This is a genomic window from Burkholderia pseudomultivorans, assembly GCF_001718415.1.
Classification (GTDB): domain Bacteria; phylum Pseudomonadota; class Gammaproteobacteria; order Burkholderiales; family Burkholderiaceae; genus Burkholderia; species Burkholderia pseudomultivorans_A.
This window is the reverse complement of record NZ_CP013377.1, coordinates 1607657-1624521: the sequence shown is the minus strand read 5'-3', so window position 1 is coordinate 1624521 and position 16865 is coordinate 1607657. Positions and strand designations below refer to the sequence as shown.

Annotated in this window: 14 protein-coding genes; 6 read left to right on the top strand and 8 right to left on the bottom strand. The window is 68.8% G+C overall.

The window, feature by feature from the left end:
* Nucleotides 1-141 precede the first annotated feature (141 nt).
* The gene (locus WS57_RS06870; RefSeq protein WP_069243936.1) at nt 142-1089 is read left to right on the top strand and encodes a LysR family transcriptional regulator; all 948 of its coding nucleotides are present in this window, start codon (nt 142-144) and stop codon (nt 1087-1089) included.
* Between the two features lie 137 nt (nt 1090-1226).
* Here WS57_RS06870 and WS57_RS06865 read toward each other — a convergent pair whose 3' ends face one another.
* Together WS57_RS06865 and WS57_RS06860 are read right to left on the bottom strand one after the other, a co-directional pair.
* Nucleotides 1227-1526, bottom strand: a complete 300-nt coding sequence (locus WS57_RS06865; RefSeq protein WP_069244350.1) for a DUF4148 domain-containing protein — start codon at nt 1524-1526, stop codon at nt 1227-1229.
* Between the two features lie 176 nt (nt 1527-1702).
* On the bottom strand, nt 1703-2845 hold the full coding sequence (locus WS57_RS06860; protein WP_059478513.1) for a porin: 1143 nt from the start codon (nt 2843-2845) through the stop codon (nt 1703-1705).
* A gap of 300 nt (nt 2846-3145) precedes the next feature.
* Between WS57_RS06860 and WS57_RS06855 the strand changes: the two genes are divergently transcribed.
* The 4 genes from WS57_RS06855 (at nt 3146) to WS57_RS06840 (ending at nt 8027) form a co-directional block, all read left to right on the top strand.
* Nucleotides 3146-3607, top strand: coding sequence for a VOC family protein (locus WS57_RS06855; protein WP_040129285.1), 462 nt, complete (start codon nt 3146-3148; stop codon nt 3605-3607).
* A gap of 118 nt (nt 3608-3725) precedes the next feature.
* A complete protein-coding gene (codA, locus tag WS57_RS06850; protein WP_069243935.1) occupies nt 3726-4967 on the top strand; it encodes a cytosine deaminase in 1242 nt (413 codons plus the stop codon).
* A gap of 146 nt (nt 4968-5113) precedes the next feature.
* Entirely contained in the window at nt 5114-6454 is a 1341-nt protein-coding gene (locus tag WS57_RS06845; RefSeq protein ID WP_009690753.1) for a chloride channel protein, read from the top strand.
* Nucleotides 6455-6704: 250 nt separating this feature from the next.
* Complete coding sequence (locus WS57_RS06840) at nt 6705-8027, top strand: TIGR00366 family protein (RefSeq protein ID WP_040129282.1); 1323 nt, start codon at nt 6705-6707, stop codon at nt 8025-8027.
* Between the two features lie 63 nt (nt 8028-8090).
* On the opposite strand, the gene WS57_RS06835 is transcribed toward WS57_RS06840, so the two are convergent.
* The 6 genes from WS57_RS06835 to WS57_RS06810 all read right to left on the bottom strand — a co-directional run bounded on the left by WS57_RS06835 (nt 8091) and on the right by WS57_RS06810 (nt 15598).
* Nucleotides 8091-9419, bottom strand: coding sequence for an MFS transporter (locus WS57_RS06835; protein WP_069243934.1), 1329 nt, complete (start codon nt 9417-9419; stop codon nt 8091-8093).
* 224 nt (nt 9420-9643) lie between these two features.
* The gene (locus tag WS57_RS06830) at nt 9644-10576 is read right to left on the bottom strand and encodes a 3-keto-5-aminohexanoate cleavage protein (protein WP_009694408.1); all 933 of its coding nucleotides are present in this window, start codon (nt 10574-10576) and stop codon (nt 9644-9646) included.
* Nucleotides 10577-10612: 36 nt separating this feature from the next.
* On the bottom strand, nt 10613-11410 hold the full coding sequence (locus WS57_RS06825) for an SDR family oxidoreductase (protein ID WP_009694407.1): 798 nt from the start codon (nt 11408-11410) through the stop codon (nt 10613-10615).
* A gap of 65 nt (nt 11411-11475) precedes the next feature.
* Entirely contained in the window at nt 11476-12186 is a 711-nt protein-coding gene (locus tag WS57_RS06820) for a GntR family transcriptional regulator (protein WP_009694406.1), read from the bottom strand.
* 222 nt (nt 12187-12408) lie between these two features.
* Nucleotides 12409-13827, bottom strand: a complete 1419-nt coding sequence (locus tag WS57_RS06815) for a cytochrome-c peroxidase (protein ID WP_069243933.1) — start codon at nt 13825-13827, stop codon at nt 12409-12411.
* A 97-nt stretch (nt 13828-13924) separates the two neighbouring features.
* Nucleotides 13925-15598, bottom strand: a complete 1674-nt coding sequence (locus WS57_RS06810) for a phospholipase C (RefSeq protein ID WP_009694403.1) — start codon at nt 15596-15598, stop codon at nt 13925-13927.
* 390 nt (nt 15599-15988) lie between these two features.
* On the opposite strand from WS57_RS06810, the gene WS57_RS06805 reads away from it, so the two are divergent.
* Nucleotides 15989-16843 (top strand): DMT family transporter, encoded by an 855-nt coding sequence (locus WS57_RS06805; protein ID WP_059478597.1) that lies wholly within the window; start codon nt 15989-15991, stop codon nt 16841-16843.
* Nucleotides 16844-16865 lie beyond the last annotated feature (22 nt).

Genomic DNA, 16865 nt, shown 5'->3' with positions numbered 1-16865 from the left:
TCGACTGGTGAGGCGCCGATTGTAGGAGGGCGGCGGGCGCGCATTAACGCAGCTGCGGGGAAACGATAGTTGCATGCCGGGTAACAATCTGTCGCACCCGTTGGAGGAAAATGGCGGCTCCGCTACAGGTCGTAAACAGGAATGGATACCCTACAAAACATGCGGGTGTTTACGCGCGTCGTCGAGACGGGCAGTTTCACCGCGGCCGCGCAATCGCTGAATTCGACGACGGGCGCGATGTCGCGCGCGGTGTCGGAACTCGAGGCGCGCCTGCGCACCCGTCTGATGAATCGCTCGACGCGCCGTCTCGCGCTGACGTCGGCCGGCGAGAGCTATCTGCGGCGCTGCCGGCAGATCCTCGCCGACGTCGATCGCGCGGAAGAAGAGGCGAGCTGCGCGCACGAGCGGCCGGTCGGCGTACTGCGCCTGCACAGCTTCGCCAGCGTCGGCCATCACTATGTGCTGCCGGCGCTGACGCGCTACCACGCGCAGTATCCGGACGTGTCGATCGAGCTGTCGCTGTCGCAGCGGATGCCCGACCTGTTCGACGGCACCAGCGACACGGCGGTCGTGACCGCGTCGTCGCTGCCCGACTCGGAGCTGGTATCGCACCTGCTCGGCTCGACCTTCAGCATCCTCTGCGCGTCGCCGGACTACGTGAAGCGGCACGGTGCGCCGGCCCGTCCGCAGGACCTCGGCGCGCACGCGTGCCTGACGCTCTGCACGCCCGCGTTCCCGACGCACGAATGGGTGCTCGAAGGGCCGGACGGCGTCGAGCAGATTCGTGTCGCGGGCCCGGTGCAGACCAATACGGCCGAATCGCTCGCGCTCGCGATCCGCGACGGGATCGGCATCGGCATGCTGCCGCTCTATTCGGCGATCGACGCGCTGCGCGACGGATCGCTCGTGCGCGTACTGCCGGAACACATCCTGCAGAAGATGAACGTGTATGCGCTCTATCCGTCGCGCCGCTTCATCGATGCGAAGGTGCGCACCTGGGTCGAGCTGCTGCGCGCGCAGGTGCCGGCAATGATCGCGCGCGACGTCGAGATGCTGAACACGATCGGCCGGCAACGGCAGGCCGCGTAACGGCGCACGCGGCGCATCGCGCGCCGCATGTCGAAGTACTTCGCAGCGGAAACGCAAGGAACGCGCCGGACGTGCATCGCCCGGCGATCGCTTTGCGCGTGCGCCGCCCGCGGCGGCGCGACACACGCTGCGTTCATTCAAAGCGCGGGACGTGCGGCCACGCCCGATTCGGTCGCCGGCGTGCCGGCCGGACCGTACGCGGCTTGCGCGGCCTTGCGTTCGGCCAGGCGCTTCGCTTCGAGGCGGTGCTGCGCGGCCAGGATGTCGTCCGGATAGTTGCCTGCGTCGCCGAGCGACGGGTTGTAGCCGACCGATTCGAGGTCGTACAGTTCCTGCAGCACCTGCGCGCGCGTGACGGGCGACTGTGCCGACTGGGCGAACGACAGGACCGGTGCGGCAAGCAGGACGGCGGCGGCGGTGACGACGAGCGATTTCACGATGTTCTCCTGTGGACTGGGATGGCGGTCCGCAATGACCATCGAGGCGCGATCGGAACCGTCGATGCCAGTCTACGCAGCAGGCCCGCGCGTAAAAACCCCGATTCCAGGCAGGCAGCCTTCCAGATGGCACAACATTCGCGCCGCGTCGCGTGCCCGGCGCGGCGCGATGCCGATCAGAAGCGCGTACGCAGGCCGACCGTGCCGACGACCTGGTTCGCGGTGCTCGATGCGCCGCCCGAGCCGTCGATGAACGCCTGGTAGCCGCGTCCCGACGCGTGCTGGTAGATCGCTTCCGCATAGACGTCGGTGCGGCGCGACAGCTTGTAGACGGCCTGCAGGTCGACCTGATGCCACTTCGGGTCGGTGCCGTGCCTGCTGTCGGGGTTCGACACGCTGGCGTCGGTATAGACATAGGCCGCGCCGACGCTGAAGGCCGGCGTCACCGCGTAGCGCAGGTTGACGTCGTAGTTGTTGAACGCGATCTGGCCGGTCGAGCCGAATGAGCCCGTGTTGTCGTACTGCGAGCGCGTATAGACGAAGCCGACGGTCGCCGGGCCGAACCCGTAGCTGACGCCGCCGCCGTAGGTGCGCATGCGATCCGAGCCGATCGACCAGCCGCCCTGGTTCAGGCTCTTCGCCTCGACGGCGTCGGTCGCGCCGGGGCTCGCGCCGGTCGTGCCCTTGGTGCCGTTCATCTGCAGGTATGCGCCGGCCAGCTTCAGCGGGCCGTTCGTGTAGCTTGCCGCGACGCTGTACGCGCGATTGGCGCCGAAGTTCGTCGCGTTCGAGAACGCATACATCGCGCCGACCTTGAAACCGGCGATCGTATTGCTCGTGTACTTGACCGCGTTGTTGATGCGCAGCGAGTGGTTCAGGTTGTCGTTGTCGAACGGGTGCGCGAAGCTCGTATCGCCGAAGTCGCCCGAGGTCGCGGACAGCGGCGCGACGAAGTCGACCATCGTGTCGTACTGGCGGCCGAGCGTCAGCGTGCCGTAGTCGTTGTGGCTCAGGCCAACATACGCATGGCGACCGAACAGCTTGCCGTCCTGGCCGAGCCCGCCGTTGTTCAGGTTGAAGCCGTTCTCGAGCACGAACAGCGCCTTCAGGCCGCCGCCGAGATCCTCGGTGCCGCGAAAGCCGACGCGGCTGCCGTTGATGGTGCCGCTGTTCAGTCGCCACAGCGATGCACCGTTGGCGTTGTTGGTGTAGACGATGCCGGCATCGATCAGCCCGTACAGCGTGACCGAGCTTTGCGCGTGGGCGGCCGGCGCGAACAGCGCGGCGATGGATGCGCCCGCAACGAACGTTTTCTTCATGGAAAGACTCCTGCGTGTGGAACCGGAAACGAAAAATCCGGCGCAAGTATAGGAATGCGCACCGTCCGCGATGCCACGCACGCGTGCGAGCGAACCTTTCCAGATCGAACAAGAGTCGTTCACAAAACTGAAATGTCGTGTTGTGTGCGCCGGATACCGGCGCTTCGGGCGCCACGGCGCGCGACCGGCGCCGCTTCGTTGTCGTATTGCCGCAACAGGCGCGAATCGGCGGCCGACGGTTGCCCGGCGTCGCCGACGCGCGGAGAATGGGGACTGCGTCCCAACGACCGGAGACAGACGATGCCTACGCCAGCGCCCCTTCCGCCGATCAGTCCCGCCGTCTATTACCGCGATCCGCGCGCCGCGCTCGAATGGCTCGAGCGCGCGTTCGGCTTCGGGCGCGGCATCGTCGTCTACACCGCCGACGGGCAGGTGACGCATGCCGAACTCACGCATGCGGGCGGCGTCGTGATGATCGGCGGCTACTGGGCCGACTTCGTCGCGAGCCCGGTGGAAGCCGGCGGCCGCAACACGCAGAGCGTGCACGTGCAGCTCGCGAGCGACATCGACGCGCATTGCGCGCGTGCGCGGCAGGCCGGCGCGGACATCCTGCAGGAGCCGGCCGACCAGTTCTACGGCGACCGCACGTACCGTGCGCGCGATCCGGAGCTGCACGTGTGGACCTTCGGCCAGCACGTGCGCGACGTGACGCCGGAACAAGCCGCGGCCGAGACGGGCCTGAAGTTCGAAGGCTGGTCGTGACGCAGCGCGCGTTGCGCGCCGATATTTCCCGACTGTTTTTCCTGCCGCATCGATCGAATCGAACGGCCGCCGCCCGAGCGTGCGGCCGTTGCCATGCATGTCACGAGGGAGCTTCCGCATGAACCTGTACAACGCACGCCTGCGCGACCGCGACGGCCTGTTTACGATCGGCCTCGACGCCGGCACGATCGCGCGGATCGACGCGCAGCCCGCGCCGGTCGCATCCGTCGCCGCCGGCGATCTCGACGCGGGCGGCCGTCTCGCGATCGCGCCGCTCGTCGAGCCGCATATTCACCTCGACGCGGTGCTGACGGCCGGCGAGCCGGCCTGGAACATGAGCGGCACGCTGTTCGAGGGAATCGAGCGCTGGGCCGAGCGCAAGGCCACGATCACGCACGACGACACGAAGGCGCGCGCGCATGCGGCGATCGCGATGCTGCGCGATCACGGCATCCAGCATGTGCGCACGCACGTCGACGTCACCGATCCGTCGCTCGCCGCGCTGAAGGCGATGCTCGAGGTGAAGGACGAGGCGCGCGGGCTGATCGACCTGCAGATCGTCGCGTTTCCGCAGGAGGGCATCGAGTCGTTCGACGGCGGCCGCGCGTTGATGGAGCAGGCGATCGAGATGGGCGCGGACGTCGTCGGCGGGATTCCGCATTTCGAGAACACGCGCGAGCAGGGCGTCAGTTCGATCCGCTTCCTGATGGATCTCGCCGAGCGCACGGGCTGCCTCGTCGACGTGCATTGCGACGAGACCGACGATCCGCATTCGCGCTTTCTCGAAGTGCTCGCCGAGGAAACCCGCGTGCGCGGAATGGGCGCGCGCGTGACGGCGAGCCACACGACGGCGATGGGCTCGTACGACAACGCGTACTGCTCGAAGCTGTTCCGGCTGCTGAAGCGCGCGGGGCTGAATTTCATCTCGTGTCCGACCGAGAGCATCCATCTGCAGGGGCGCTTCGACACGTTTCCGAAGCGGCGCGGCGTCACGCGCGTCGCGGAACTCGATCGCGCGGGCATCAACGTCTGCTTCGGACAGGATTCGATCAAGGATCCGTGGTATCCGCTCGGCAACGGCAACATCCTGCGCGTGCTCGATGCGGGCCTGCATATCTGCCACATGATGGGATACCAGGACCTGCAGCGCTGCCTCGATTTCGTGACCGACCACAGCGCGACGGCGCTGCATCTCGGCGAGCGGTACGGCATCGCGGTCGGGCGCCCGGCCAATCTCGTCGTGCTCGATGCCGACAGCGACTACGAGGCGGTGCGCCGGCAGGCGAAGGCCGCACTGTCGATCCGCGACGGACACGTGATCATGCGGCGCGAGCCGGAGCGCGTCACGTATCCGGACTGAGCGCGCAAGCGCGTCGATTCATCTCGAAAATGCATGAGTCGATTCGAAAAATACGTTTGTTGCATGATCGGCGGCCGTCTACGATACGGGCCTGATGACGGCGTGCACGTGGCGCGCCGTGTTTTCACGCCGAAGCCGCCGATCCCATGCGCCCCGATCTCCCGTCCGCCGTCCCGCCCTCTGCGCCGCCCGCCAGCCCGTTTGCGCGAATCGCCGTCGTCACGATCCTGACCGGCGTCGGCGCGGGTTTCGGCGGCATGCTGCTCGCGTTGCTGCTGCACGCGATCCAGCATGTCGCGTACGGCTACAGCGTCGCGCACGTGATCGGCAACGAAAGCTTCCTCAGCGGCGTGACCGGCGCCGATCCGCTGCGCCGGCTCGCCGTGCTGGTCGTCTGCGGCGTCGTGGCCGGCGGCGGCTGGTGGATGCTTTATCGCTACGGGCGGCCGCTCGTCAGCATTCGTCGCGCGGTTCGCGCGGCCGACCCGCGCATGCCGTTCGTCAGCACGACCGTGCATGCGCTGCTGCAGATCGTCACCGTCGCGCTCGGCTCGCCGCTCGGTCGCGAAGTCGCGCCGCGCGAGATCGGCGCGCTGCTCGCGGGCCGCCTCGCGCATCGCGCGGCGCTCACGCCCGGCGACTGCCGGTTGATGGTCGCGTGCGGCGCCGGCGCGGGGCTCGCGGCCGTCTACAACGTGCCGCTCGGCGGCGCGATCTTCGTGCTCGAAGTGCTGCTCGGCACCTTCGAGCTGCGTGCGCTGATCGTCGCGATCGCGACCTCGGCGATCGCCGCGGCCGTCGCGTGGATCGGCCTCGGCAACGAACACCAGTACACGGTGCCGCCGTTCGTATCGAGCACGCCGCTCGTCGTGTGGTCGATCGTCTGCGGGCCGCTGTTCGGCTTCGCCGCGTACGGCTTCGTGCGGCTTACGAGCCACGCGCGCGGGCATGCGCCGAAGGACGGGCGGCTGCCCGTGCTCGCGCTGCTCAATTTCGCGATGATCGGCTGGCTCGCGATGCGGTTCCCGCAACTGCTCGGCAACGGCAAGGGGCCGGCATCGCTCGGTTTCGACGGCACGCTGACGGTCGGTCTCGCCGCCGCGCTGCTCGCGCTGAAGGTGCTGATCGAGGCGACCAGCCTGCGCGCGGGCGCGGAGGGCGGCCTGCTGACGCCCGGTCTCGCGAACGGCGCGCTGCTCGGCATCGTGCTCGGCGGGTTGTGGAGCGCCGTGTGGCCGGGCGCGTCGATCGGCGGCTGTGCCTTGATCGGCGCCACCGCGTTTCTGGCGGCGTCGATGCAGATGCCGATCACGGCCGTCGTGCTGCTGCTCGAATTCACGCGCGCGAATCACGACAGCCTCGTGCCGATGCTGCTGGCGGTGGCCGGGTCGCTCGTCGCATACCGGTTGGCGGAGCGGCTGGCGCAACGCCCACGCCGCGCGCAGGCGATCGGAGTGATAGGCGAGCGCGCCGCGGCGACGCGGTAGCGCGGCGTGCAGGCCGGCTCGGGCACCTGGTGCGCGAGGCCGGCCGCAGCGTCGTCACACGCGGCACGTCGCGCGGGCCGACGCGATGCACGCGCATACGGCAGCGCGCAAGACTGCGCGGTCTGCTTCCCAATGTCTCCTCGTTCCCGCCGAAGCGAATTTGCCGGTTCTGTGCAAGAATCCGCGCGGCCCGCGCTTCCATCAACAACGACACGCGCGGACGTCCCTGTCAGGAAACGAGGAGCACAAGTTGATTCAGAGAATTTCCGGCTTTTTCACGCAGGTGGTCCACCGCGTGCTGCCCGACCCGTTGATTTTCGCGATCCTGCTGACGATCGCGACGTTCGCGCTGGCGCTCGGCCTGACGCCGAACACGCCCGTGCAGCTCACGACGATGTGGGGCTCGGGCTTCTGGAACCTGCTCGCGTTCTCGATGCAGATGGTGATGATCCTGGTCACGGGCCACGCGCTCGCGAGTTCGCCGCCCGTCAGGCGCCTGCTGGTCGCGCTGGCGAGCGCGGCGCGTACGCCGGCGCAGGGCGTGATGCTCGTCGCGTTCGTCGGCGCGCTCGCGTGCGCGATCAACTGGGGCTTCGGCCTCGTGCTCGGCGCGATGCTTGCGCGCGAGGTCGCGCGCCGCGTCGCAGGCAGCGACTACCGCCTGCTCGTCGCATCCGCGTACATGGGCTTCCTGAGCTGGCACGGCGGCCTGTCCGGTTCGGTGCCGCTCGTCGCGGCGACCAAGGGCAACCCGATGGAGAAGACCATCGGCCTGATTCCGGTGTCCGAGACGATCTTCACCGGCTACAACGCGTTCATCACGATCGGCCTGATCGTGATGCTGCCGTTTCTGGCGCGGATGATGATGCCGAAGCCCGGCGACGTCGTCAGCGTCGATCCGGCGCTGCTCGCCGAGCCGCCGAGCGTCGAGCGCAAGCTCGGGCCCGACGCGACGCTGGCGGAGCGCATGGAGGAGAGCCGCCTGCTGTCGGTCCTCGTCGCGGCGCTGTGCGCGGCGTTTCTCGTGCTGAAGTTCGTGCAGAAGGGCTTCGCGCTCGACATCGATACCGTGAACCTCGCATTCCTCGCGGCCGGCATCCTGCTGCACCGTACGCCGATGGCCTATGCGCGCGCGGTGGCCGGTGCGGCGCGCGGCGCATCGGGGATCATGATCCAGTTTCCGTTTTACGCGGGGATCCAGGCGCTGATGGATCACTCGGGGCTGGCGGGCGTGATCACCAAATGGTTCGTCGATATCGCGAACGTGCACACCTTTCCGCTGCTCGCGTTCCTCAGCTCGGCCGTGATCAATTTCGCGGTGCCGTCGGGCGGCGGTCACTGGGTCGTGCAGGGACCGTTCGTGATGCCGGCGGCGCAGGCGCTCGGCGCCGATCTCGGCAAGGCCGCGATGGCGATCGCCTACGGCGAGGCGTGGACCAACATGGCGCAACCGTTCTGGGCGCTGCCCGCCCTTGCGATCGCGGGGCTCGGCGTGCGCGACATCATGGGGTACTGCGTGACGACGCTGCTGTTCTCCGGCGTCGTGTTCGTCGCGGGGATGTACCTGTTCTGACGCAACCGGCGCGATGCAGGCCGGTTCGGTGCCTGCCTCGCGCCGGAGCGGCGCACGCGCGCGTCAGCCGCGCGCCCGCGCCCCGACTCGCTCGTGGCCGTGACGCAGCGCGAGGCTCGCGAACGCGGCCACCAGCAGCGCCGCCGCGAGGAGCGTCAGCCCGTTCTTCGCGTTGCCGGTCGCCTGCTCGATCGCACCGACGACGGTCGGGCCGACGAAGCCGCCGAGCAGGCCGCAGGTATTCACGAGACCGAGGCCGCCGGCCAGCGCGCTGCCGGCCAGGCGCGACGCGGGAAACGTGAACACGATCGACTGCACGACGAAGAACATCGACGCGGCCACGCATACGCAGACGAGGCCCGCCACCGGCGACGCATGCGCCGCGCCGACCATGCCGGCCGCCATCACGACGAGCCCCGCGCACAGCAGCCGGCGTGCATGGCGCGACGCGCGTGCGAAGCGCGGCAGCGTCGCGGCGCCGAGCGCGGCGGCCAGCCACGGCAGCGCGGTCAGCAGCCCGACGGCGAACGGCGACACGCGTCCCGATGCGCCGATGATGCCGGGCAGGAAGAAGATCACCGTATAGATCGTCAGTTGATGGCAGAAGTACACGAAGATCGCCAGCCAGATCTGCGGATCGCGCAGCGCCGCACCGAACGCGTGTCCGTCGTGCGCGGCGATGCCCGCGTCCTGCTCGGCGGCCAGCGTGCGCTCCAGCGCGCGTCCGGTCTCGGGCGCGAGCCACGGCGCGGCGCTCGGCCGGTCCGGCAGGCGCATCCACACGACGAACGCGAGCAGGATGGCCGGAATCCCTTCGACGACGAACAGCCATTGCCAGCCGTGGAAGCCGAGCGTGCCGTCGAGTTCGATCAGCGCGCCGGCCAGCGGCCCGCCGACGATGTTCGCGATGCACACGCCGAGCAGGAAATAGCCGGTCGCCCGCGCGCGTTCCTCGCGGCCGAACCAGTAGGTCAGGTACAGCATCACGCCCGGAAACAGGCCGGCTTCGGCGACGCCGAGCAGCAGGCGCATCACGTAGAACGAGGTTTCGCCGCGCACGAACGCCATCGCGACCGACAGCGCGCCCCACGTGATCATGATCCGCGTGATCCAGAAGCGCGCGCCGACGCGATGCATGATCAGGTTGCTCGGGATTTCGCAGAACGCGTAGGTCAGGAAGAACAGCCCCGCGCCGAGCCCGTACGCGGCCGACGAGATGCCGAGATCGACGCCCATCGAGTGTTTCGCGAACGCGATATTGGTGCGGTCGAGGAAGCTGATCACATAGGCGGCGATCAGCAGCGGCATGAGTTTGCGGAACAGCAGCCGGTTCAGCGACGCGCTCGCGTCGCCGGCGGCGGAGGGCAGGGCCTGGACGTGATGAGTGGACATGCGGACGACTCCGGTAAGGGCGAACCGGCGCGCACGGCAAGCACGGTGCGCCGCGTTCGACAAATGCCGCCGCGCCACGCGCAGCGGATGGGCAGACGACGGAGCCGCGCGCCGGCGGCGCTCGACGGGAGCGGGGCGATGATGGGCGTCCTGGCGCCGGCCGGCTCGGGCCGGCGCCGTGTCTCTGCGCTTGCGGGTTCGGGTGTGGCGGCGTGTCGCGACGCTCAGAAATTCACCGCGTCGCCGCCCTTGAGCGCCAGCATCGCGCGGGCCTCGGCCGGCGTCGCGATCTCCAGCGACAGGCCTTCGAGCACCTGCCGCATCTTCAGCACCTGCGCGGCGCTCGATTCGGCGAGCTGCCCCGGCGCGATCCACAGCGAATCCTCGAGCCCGACGCGCACGTTCGCGCCCTGCGCGGCGCCGATCGTTGCCAGCGGAATCTGGTTGCGGCCGGCGCCGAGAATCGACCACACGTAGTCGTTGCCGAACAGGCGGTCGGCCGTGCGGCGCATGTGCATCAGGTCTTCCGGATGCGCGCCGATCCCGCCGAGCAGGCCGAACACGCTTTGCACGAAGAACGGCGGCTTCGCGAGCCCGCGATCGACGAAATGCGCGAGGTTGTACAGATGCGAAATGTCGTAGCACTCGAACTCGAAACGCGTGCCGTTCGCGCCGCAGCGCGTGAGGATCGTCTCGATGTCCGCGAAGGTGTTCTTGAACACGAGGTCGCGGCTCTTCTCGAGATGCTCGCGTTCCCACGGATGCTTCAGTTCGCGAAAGCGCTCGAGCATCGGGTAGAGCCCGAAATTCATCGAGCCCATGTTCAGCGACGCGATTTCGGGCTGGAAGTGCAGCGCGGGCTGCAACCGTTCGTCGACGCTCATGTGCGGACTGCCGCCCGAGGTCAGGTTGATCACCGCATCGGTCTGCGCCTTGATGCGCGGCAGGAATTCGGCGAACACGGCCGGGTCCTGCGTCGGCTTGCCGTCCGACGGGTTGCGCGCGTGCAGGTGCAGGATCGCGGCGCCGGCCTGCGCGGCCGCGACGGCGGCCGTCTCGATCTGGTGCGGCGTCACGGGCAGGTACGGCGACATCGACGGCGTGTGGATCGCGCCGGTCGGCGCGCAGGTGATGATGACTTTGCGAGCGTTTGCCACGGGTGAATTCCTTTTCGATGAGCGACGCGGGATGCGTCAGAGCACTTCGACGTTGCCGCACACGGAGATCGCCTGCCCGGTGATGCCATGGCCGCCCGGCGAGCAGAGGAACAGCGCGGTCGCCGCGATCTCGGCCGGATCGGTCATGCGGCGCAGCGAGATCTTCTCCAGATAGCGCTTCTCCATCTCGTCGTAGCCGATGCCGAGCTGCTGGGCGCGCGCCTCGATCACGCGGCGCATGCGCGGGCCGCGCACGATGCCGGGCTGGATCGCATTGACGCGGATGCCGAGCGGGCCGAGTTCGATCGCGAGGCTCTTGACGAGGCCGACGACGGCCCATTTGGTTGCCGCATACGGCGTGCGGTACGCATAGCCGAGCCGGCCCGCGACCGACGACAGCGCGATGATCGCGCCGCCGTGCTTCGATTCGCGCAGCAGCGGCACCGCGCGCCGCGCGAACTGGAATTGCGCGTTCAGGTTGATCGCGACGGTCTGCTCCCACTGCACCGGATCGATCTCGTCGATGCCGCCGGTCGGGCCGGCGATGCCGGCGTTGTTGACCAGCACGTCGAGGCCGCCGAGCGTCGCGGCGACATCCGCGAACACGCGTTCGACGGCGGCCGGATCGGAGACGTCGGCCAGCGTCGCGCCGATGGCCGCACGCGCCGGCCGGTCGGCCAGCGCCGCGATCGCCGCAGACGACGCGTCGCAGACATGCACGCGCGCGTCGCATTGCGCGAACGCGTCGGCGATTTCGAGGCCGATGCCCGATGCGCCGCCGGTCACGAGGACGCGCAGGCCGCTATAGGGTTTGAGCAGGTCGGAAGCTGTCATGCCGGGTTGTCTCCATTGTCGATGTGGTTGGATGCGGCGTCGTTCCCGCACGCGCGGGCCTGGCGCTACGGCTTCGCGTTCACGCGGCGCGGCGTCTGCTCGGCCCGCAGCGTTTCGGCGAGATCGTGCGCGGCGCCGCCGATGTCGAGCGCGATGCCGGCGCGCACACCCGCGCCGTCGCGCCGTTCGAGCGCGTCGACGATGGCGCGGTGCGCGTCCATCGAGCGCCGCATGTGCGGCACGTCGAGCGCGACCATGTTCAGGAACGGCCCGATGCGCATCCACAGGTTCTCGACGATCGCCAGCGTGCTTTCGCTTGCGCCGTGCGCGTAGATCGCGCTGTGAAACGCGAAGTTGCTTTGCAGATAGGCGCGGGACCGGCCCGCTTCGGCATGCGCCTGCATCGTCTCGCAGGTCTTGCGAACCGCGGCGATCTGCGCATCGGTCATCCGCGCGCACGCGCGTTCGGCGATGCAGCCTTCGAGCGCGATGCGCACTTCGCGCAGTTCGTCGAGCGTGTCGAGCGTCATCGGCGGCACGACGAGCGCGCGGTTCGGGCCGTCGACGAGCGCACGCTCGGCGCGCAGCCGCGTGAGGGCGGCACGCACGGGCATCGTCGACGAGCCGACGGCTTCCGCGACGCTGCGCAGGCTCAGCGCCTGGCCGGGCGCGAAACGGCCGCTCATCAGCGCTTCGCGCAATTGCTGGTAGACCTTGTCGGCCATCGTTTCCGGTTCGATGGCTTTCAGTGCGGGCGGGACGATACGGGGCGCCAAGGCGGGAGTCTCCTGGGTTTGATCTGCGATCTGTGATCACACTTGCGATGGGCGAAGTTTCATCCATCGGGGCGGAGGCGTCAAGGTGAAACGGATCAGGGAAAACGAGGGGAGGCTGCGGCGATCCGGTTGCTCGCGCCCGCGCGCGGAACCGTCACCGCCGTCGCTCCGCATCCGCGTGCGCAGCCGCCCGCGCGCATCGCGCGGCGGGCGGTGCGACGCTCAGCGCACGGGCTCGTCGGTCAGCGTGTTCAGGAACGCTTCGATGTCCTTGATGTCCTGCGCCGACATCGCGGGCGTATCGCCCGGCTTGCGATCGAACGGCGCATCGGTCGTGTCGACGTTCGCGCGGTACTTCGCCGGAATGTCGTCGTACACGTCGATCCTGCTGTTCGGCCCGCGCGGATAGAACTTCTGCGGCGCGGTATTGCGCTCGTTGTAGAACGCCATCACCTGGTCGAGCGTATGGAACACGCCGTTGTGGAAGAACACGTGGCGCGTCGCCGCGTTGCGCAGCGTCGGCGTGAGGAACATCCCGCAATACTGCGTCTGGTCCTTCAGGTCGTCCCGGAACGGCCCGCACACGCCGAGATCGTAGAACGCCGGGTTGCGATTCTGCGCGAGCTGCCGATTGCGCGGCGCGCCGAGCGCCTCGTACTGGTAATCGGTAAACATCGGCGGCAGGCCGTCCTTGCCGGGCTTCGACAGGTGGCAGCCCGCGCAATTCGCCTTGTCCGGATCGTTGAAGAGCCGCAGCCCGCGCAGCTCGGCCTGCGTCAGGCGCGCACGGCCTTCGAGCCAGCGGTCGTACTTGCTGTTGTACGGATGGAACGACGTGTCCTCGACCTGGTAGCGCGCGATCGCGAACATCGCCTCCGACACCGCGAGCTGCGGGCTGTCGAACACGCGCGGCCCGAACAGCTGGATGAACTGCGCGCGATGCGCCGATTGCGACAGCTTGCGCGCGACCTCGTCGATGCTCGTGTTCGCCATCTCGACCGGATTCAGCAGCGGGCCGAACGCCTGCTGCTGCAGCGTGTCGGCGCGACCGTCCCAGAACATCCCGCCCTGCGGCACCAGCTGCGGCGCCGCGGCCGTGCCGGCCACCTTCTGCGCCTTCACGACGCCGGCCGCCGACGCAGCCTGCTGCGCGATGCTCGGCGCGGCGTCGTTTTCACCGGCATCGGGGCCGATGCTGAAGTTCGGCTGCCGGTACAGGTACATCAGCGACGGCGGCGGGCGGTAACCCTGCTGCGTCATCGCGAGGCCGCCCGGCTGCACGTCCAGCGCGTTCGGCGGGCCGTACGCGTGAGCGGGACTGTGGCACGATGCGCACGACTGCCGGCCCGAGGCCGACAGCGACGGATCGTCGAACAGCGCGCGCCCGAGCTGCGCGACCGCCGACAGCGGCTGCGCGGCCGGCCGCTGCAGCACGACCGGATGTGCGTTCGCGCCGGTCCAGTCGGCGACGACGTCGCCGATCGCCGCCGGCGTGTGCGCGGGAAACGCAATCGCGAACGCACCGTAGCCGAGCACGGCAGCCCCGACCACGAACGCCGCACGGCGCACGAGGCGGGCAGGGGAACGCGGCGCGAGGCGGCCGGAGGCTTCGGGGGACGGGAACGCGGGGCGGGCTGTCATGCTGTCGTCGCTCGGAAATCGTGTGCCGCACGAAGCGGCGCGTTGAAATGGAAACGGCCGGCGCACGCTGCGCCGGCCTGTCGTGACGCGTTGCCGGTTACATCGACGGCGCCGCGCTCAACACGGTGCCTTGCGTCGGATCGAGATACAGCGGCGTGGTGTTCGGCTTCGACGAGAAGTCGAACAGGCCGCGCAGGTCGCCTGCGGTCGCATCGAACGAACCGCCGCCGATGCGCTGGCCGCCGAGCCAGTTGTCCTCGATGAAGCGCACGACGGACGCCTGGTCGATCTGCGTATGGTCGACGTAGTTCTGCTTTGCGTACGGCGAGATCACGACGAGCGGAATGCGCACGCCGGGGCCGCAGCGGCCGTTCACCGTTGCGCCGTTCACGCCGGTGGTGCCGCCCGAACCGCACTTGCCGTTGCCGTTCACCTGGTCGACCGCGTCGGACGACGCGCGGGTCGGCGTCGTGTACGCGTGGTCGTACCAGCCGTCCGAGTCGTCATAGGTGACGATCACGGCCGTGTTCTGCCAGTCCGGCTGCTGCTGCAGGAAGTTGACGACCTTCGTCACGAACGCCTGCTCGTCGAGCGGATCCGAATAGCCCGCGTGTCCGTCCTGTGCGGCCGGCGCCTTCAGGAAGCTGACCGACGGGAAGTTGCCGGCCTTCACGGCCGCGAAGAAGTCGTCGGTGTCGTACTGGTGATTCGCGGGCTCGGCGGTCTTGCCGTCGGTCTCGAAGCTCGAGCCGATCGCGGCGGTCGAGCTCGGGCGCGTGTGCTGCGGGTTCGCGGTCGACGCGTAGTACTGGAACCAGTTGTGGTGCGGGATGTAGTCGGCCGTCGCGGCGTTCACGGCGGTCGCGACCGTGCTGCGGCTGCAGCCCGTCGTGCCGTTGCTGTTCGTCGTCGACAGGTTGAAGCCGCCCATGAAGCCGCCCCACGTGATCTTCGCGCTGTTCAGCAGGTCGCCGATGTTCTTGCCGCTCATCATCGCCTGGTCGGTCGTGCTCGAACAGACGTCGTAGCCGGGGTCGACGTCGTTGATCATCGTGTAGCCGCCCTGGCCGTCGTTGATGTAGTACGAGCTCTTCGCGAGCGTCGACGGCTGCGCGGACGTCTTGACGATCTGCATCCCGTTGGTCTGGCCCGACACGACGTTCAGCGCGCCCGGCGTCGACGGGCCGTAGACCGTCGTATAGGCGTTGTCGCTCATCGCGAAGCGCTGCGCGTAGTTCCACAGCGCGGTCACGGTGTTGCCGTCGAAGTAGCCCATCACCTGGCCCTTCGTGCCGAACGCGCCGGCGCCGCCGGACGAGCCCTTGCCGGTGTATTTCGGGAACAGGTCGGCGAGGCCGTTGTCCTCGGCCTGCTGTTCGGCCGTGTACGCGTGGTTCTGGTCGGCCGTCGCGGCCTGCGTGCGGTCGAGGCGGAACGGGTTCGCGGCGTCGGTGCCGTTGGCCGTGTTCGTGAAGTTCGGGTTCGCGGTGAGCAGCGTGCCCGTCAGGCCGTTGACCGTCGGCGTGCCGGATTTGGCGGTGAACGCCGGCTCGCCCGCCGGGTTCGTCGCATTCGGATAGGTGCCGAAGTAGTGGTCGAACGACACGTTCTCGCCGTAGATCACGACGACGTGCTTGATCGGCGTGGCGGTCTGCAGCGCGTCCTGCGAGGACACCGCGGGCGTCGGCGTGGGATCGTCGCTGCCGCCGCAGGCGAACAGCGCGAGGGCTGCGCCGGCACAGGCGGTGACGAGCAAGGCTTGACGGAACATCGCAACACTCCAGGTTGGCTTTCGATGGTGGGATCGGCCGCGTCGCCGTGTGGGTTCGGCGCGGGCTCGACGGAGAGCACGCGCATTGAATCAGCCTGGTATGAAAATATGGGGACGGAGTGTTTTCGCGGCGATTGCGCCGCGGTATCGATTTCATTACGGGGTCTTTTCACGTGAAAGGCGCTGGAAAGCGGCGATCCGTATGCCATCGTGGCGACGCATGTCGCGCTGCCTCCGGTTATTGCGTCGCATCCACGGCCGGGCGTGCGTCGGCGCGCGGCGAGCGGGTTCGCGGCGCAGCGCGCTTTTTTGACAATCGCGTGACGCATTCCTACGATGAACGCCCGTCGCGCGTGTTGCGCGCCCTTCGACCGTCAGGGAGTGTTCAGCGTGCCGATCCCCGTTCTGTTTGCCGTGCTGTGCGCCGCGTTCCTGCATGCGTCGTGGAACGCGCTGGTCCGCAGCAGCGGCGACCGGCTGCGGTCGGCCACGGTGCTGCAGATCGCGATCGGGCTGTTCGCGCTGCTGTTCCTGCCGGCCGCAGCGCCGATCGCGCCGGCGAGCTGGCCGTACGTGGTCGCGTCGGCGCTGCTGCACGTCGTCTATACGTTGTTGCTGGTGCGCGCGTACCAGCACGGCGACCTGAGCGTCGCCTATCCGGTCGCACGCGGGAGTGCGCCGCTGCTGGTCACGCTCGGTGCGGCGGCGTTCGCGGGCGAGCGGCTGAATCTCGGCGCGCAGGCCGGGCTGGTGCTGATCTGCGCCGGCATCCTCGCGATCGGGCTGGAGCGCGGGCGCGGCGCAACGCATCGGCTGACGCAGGTGCTGCCGACCGCGTTCGCGACTGGCGTGTCGATCGCGGCCTACAGCGTGGTCGACGGGATCGGCGTGCGGGAAAGCGGCGGCACGGTCGGCTACACCGCGTGGATGTTCGTGCTCACGGGCGCGCTGATGGCCGTGTATTACCGGCTGCGCGCGGGGTCGCTGCGGCTGACGCAGGACGTCGGTGAAACGGCGAAGGCCGCGTGCGGCGGCGTCTTCGCGGCGCTGGCGTACGGCATCGTGATCTGGGCGATGGACCGCGCGCCGATGGGGCCGGTGTCGGCGCTGCGCGAAACGAGCGTCGTGTTCGCGGCGCTGATCGCGCGCGTGTATCTCGGCGAGCGACTGACGCCGCGCCGCGCGGCCGGCTGCGTGGTAATCGCGGCGGGGGCGCTGTTGATCAGCGCGTTCGAGGCGCGCTAGGCAACGGCGGATATCGGCGGCG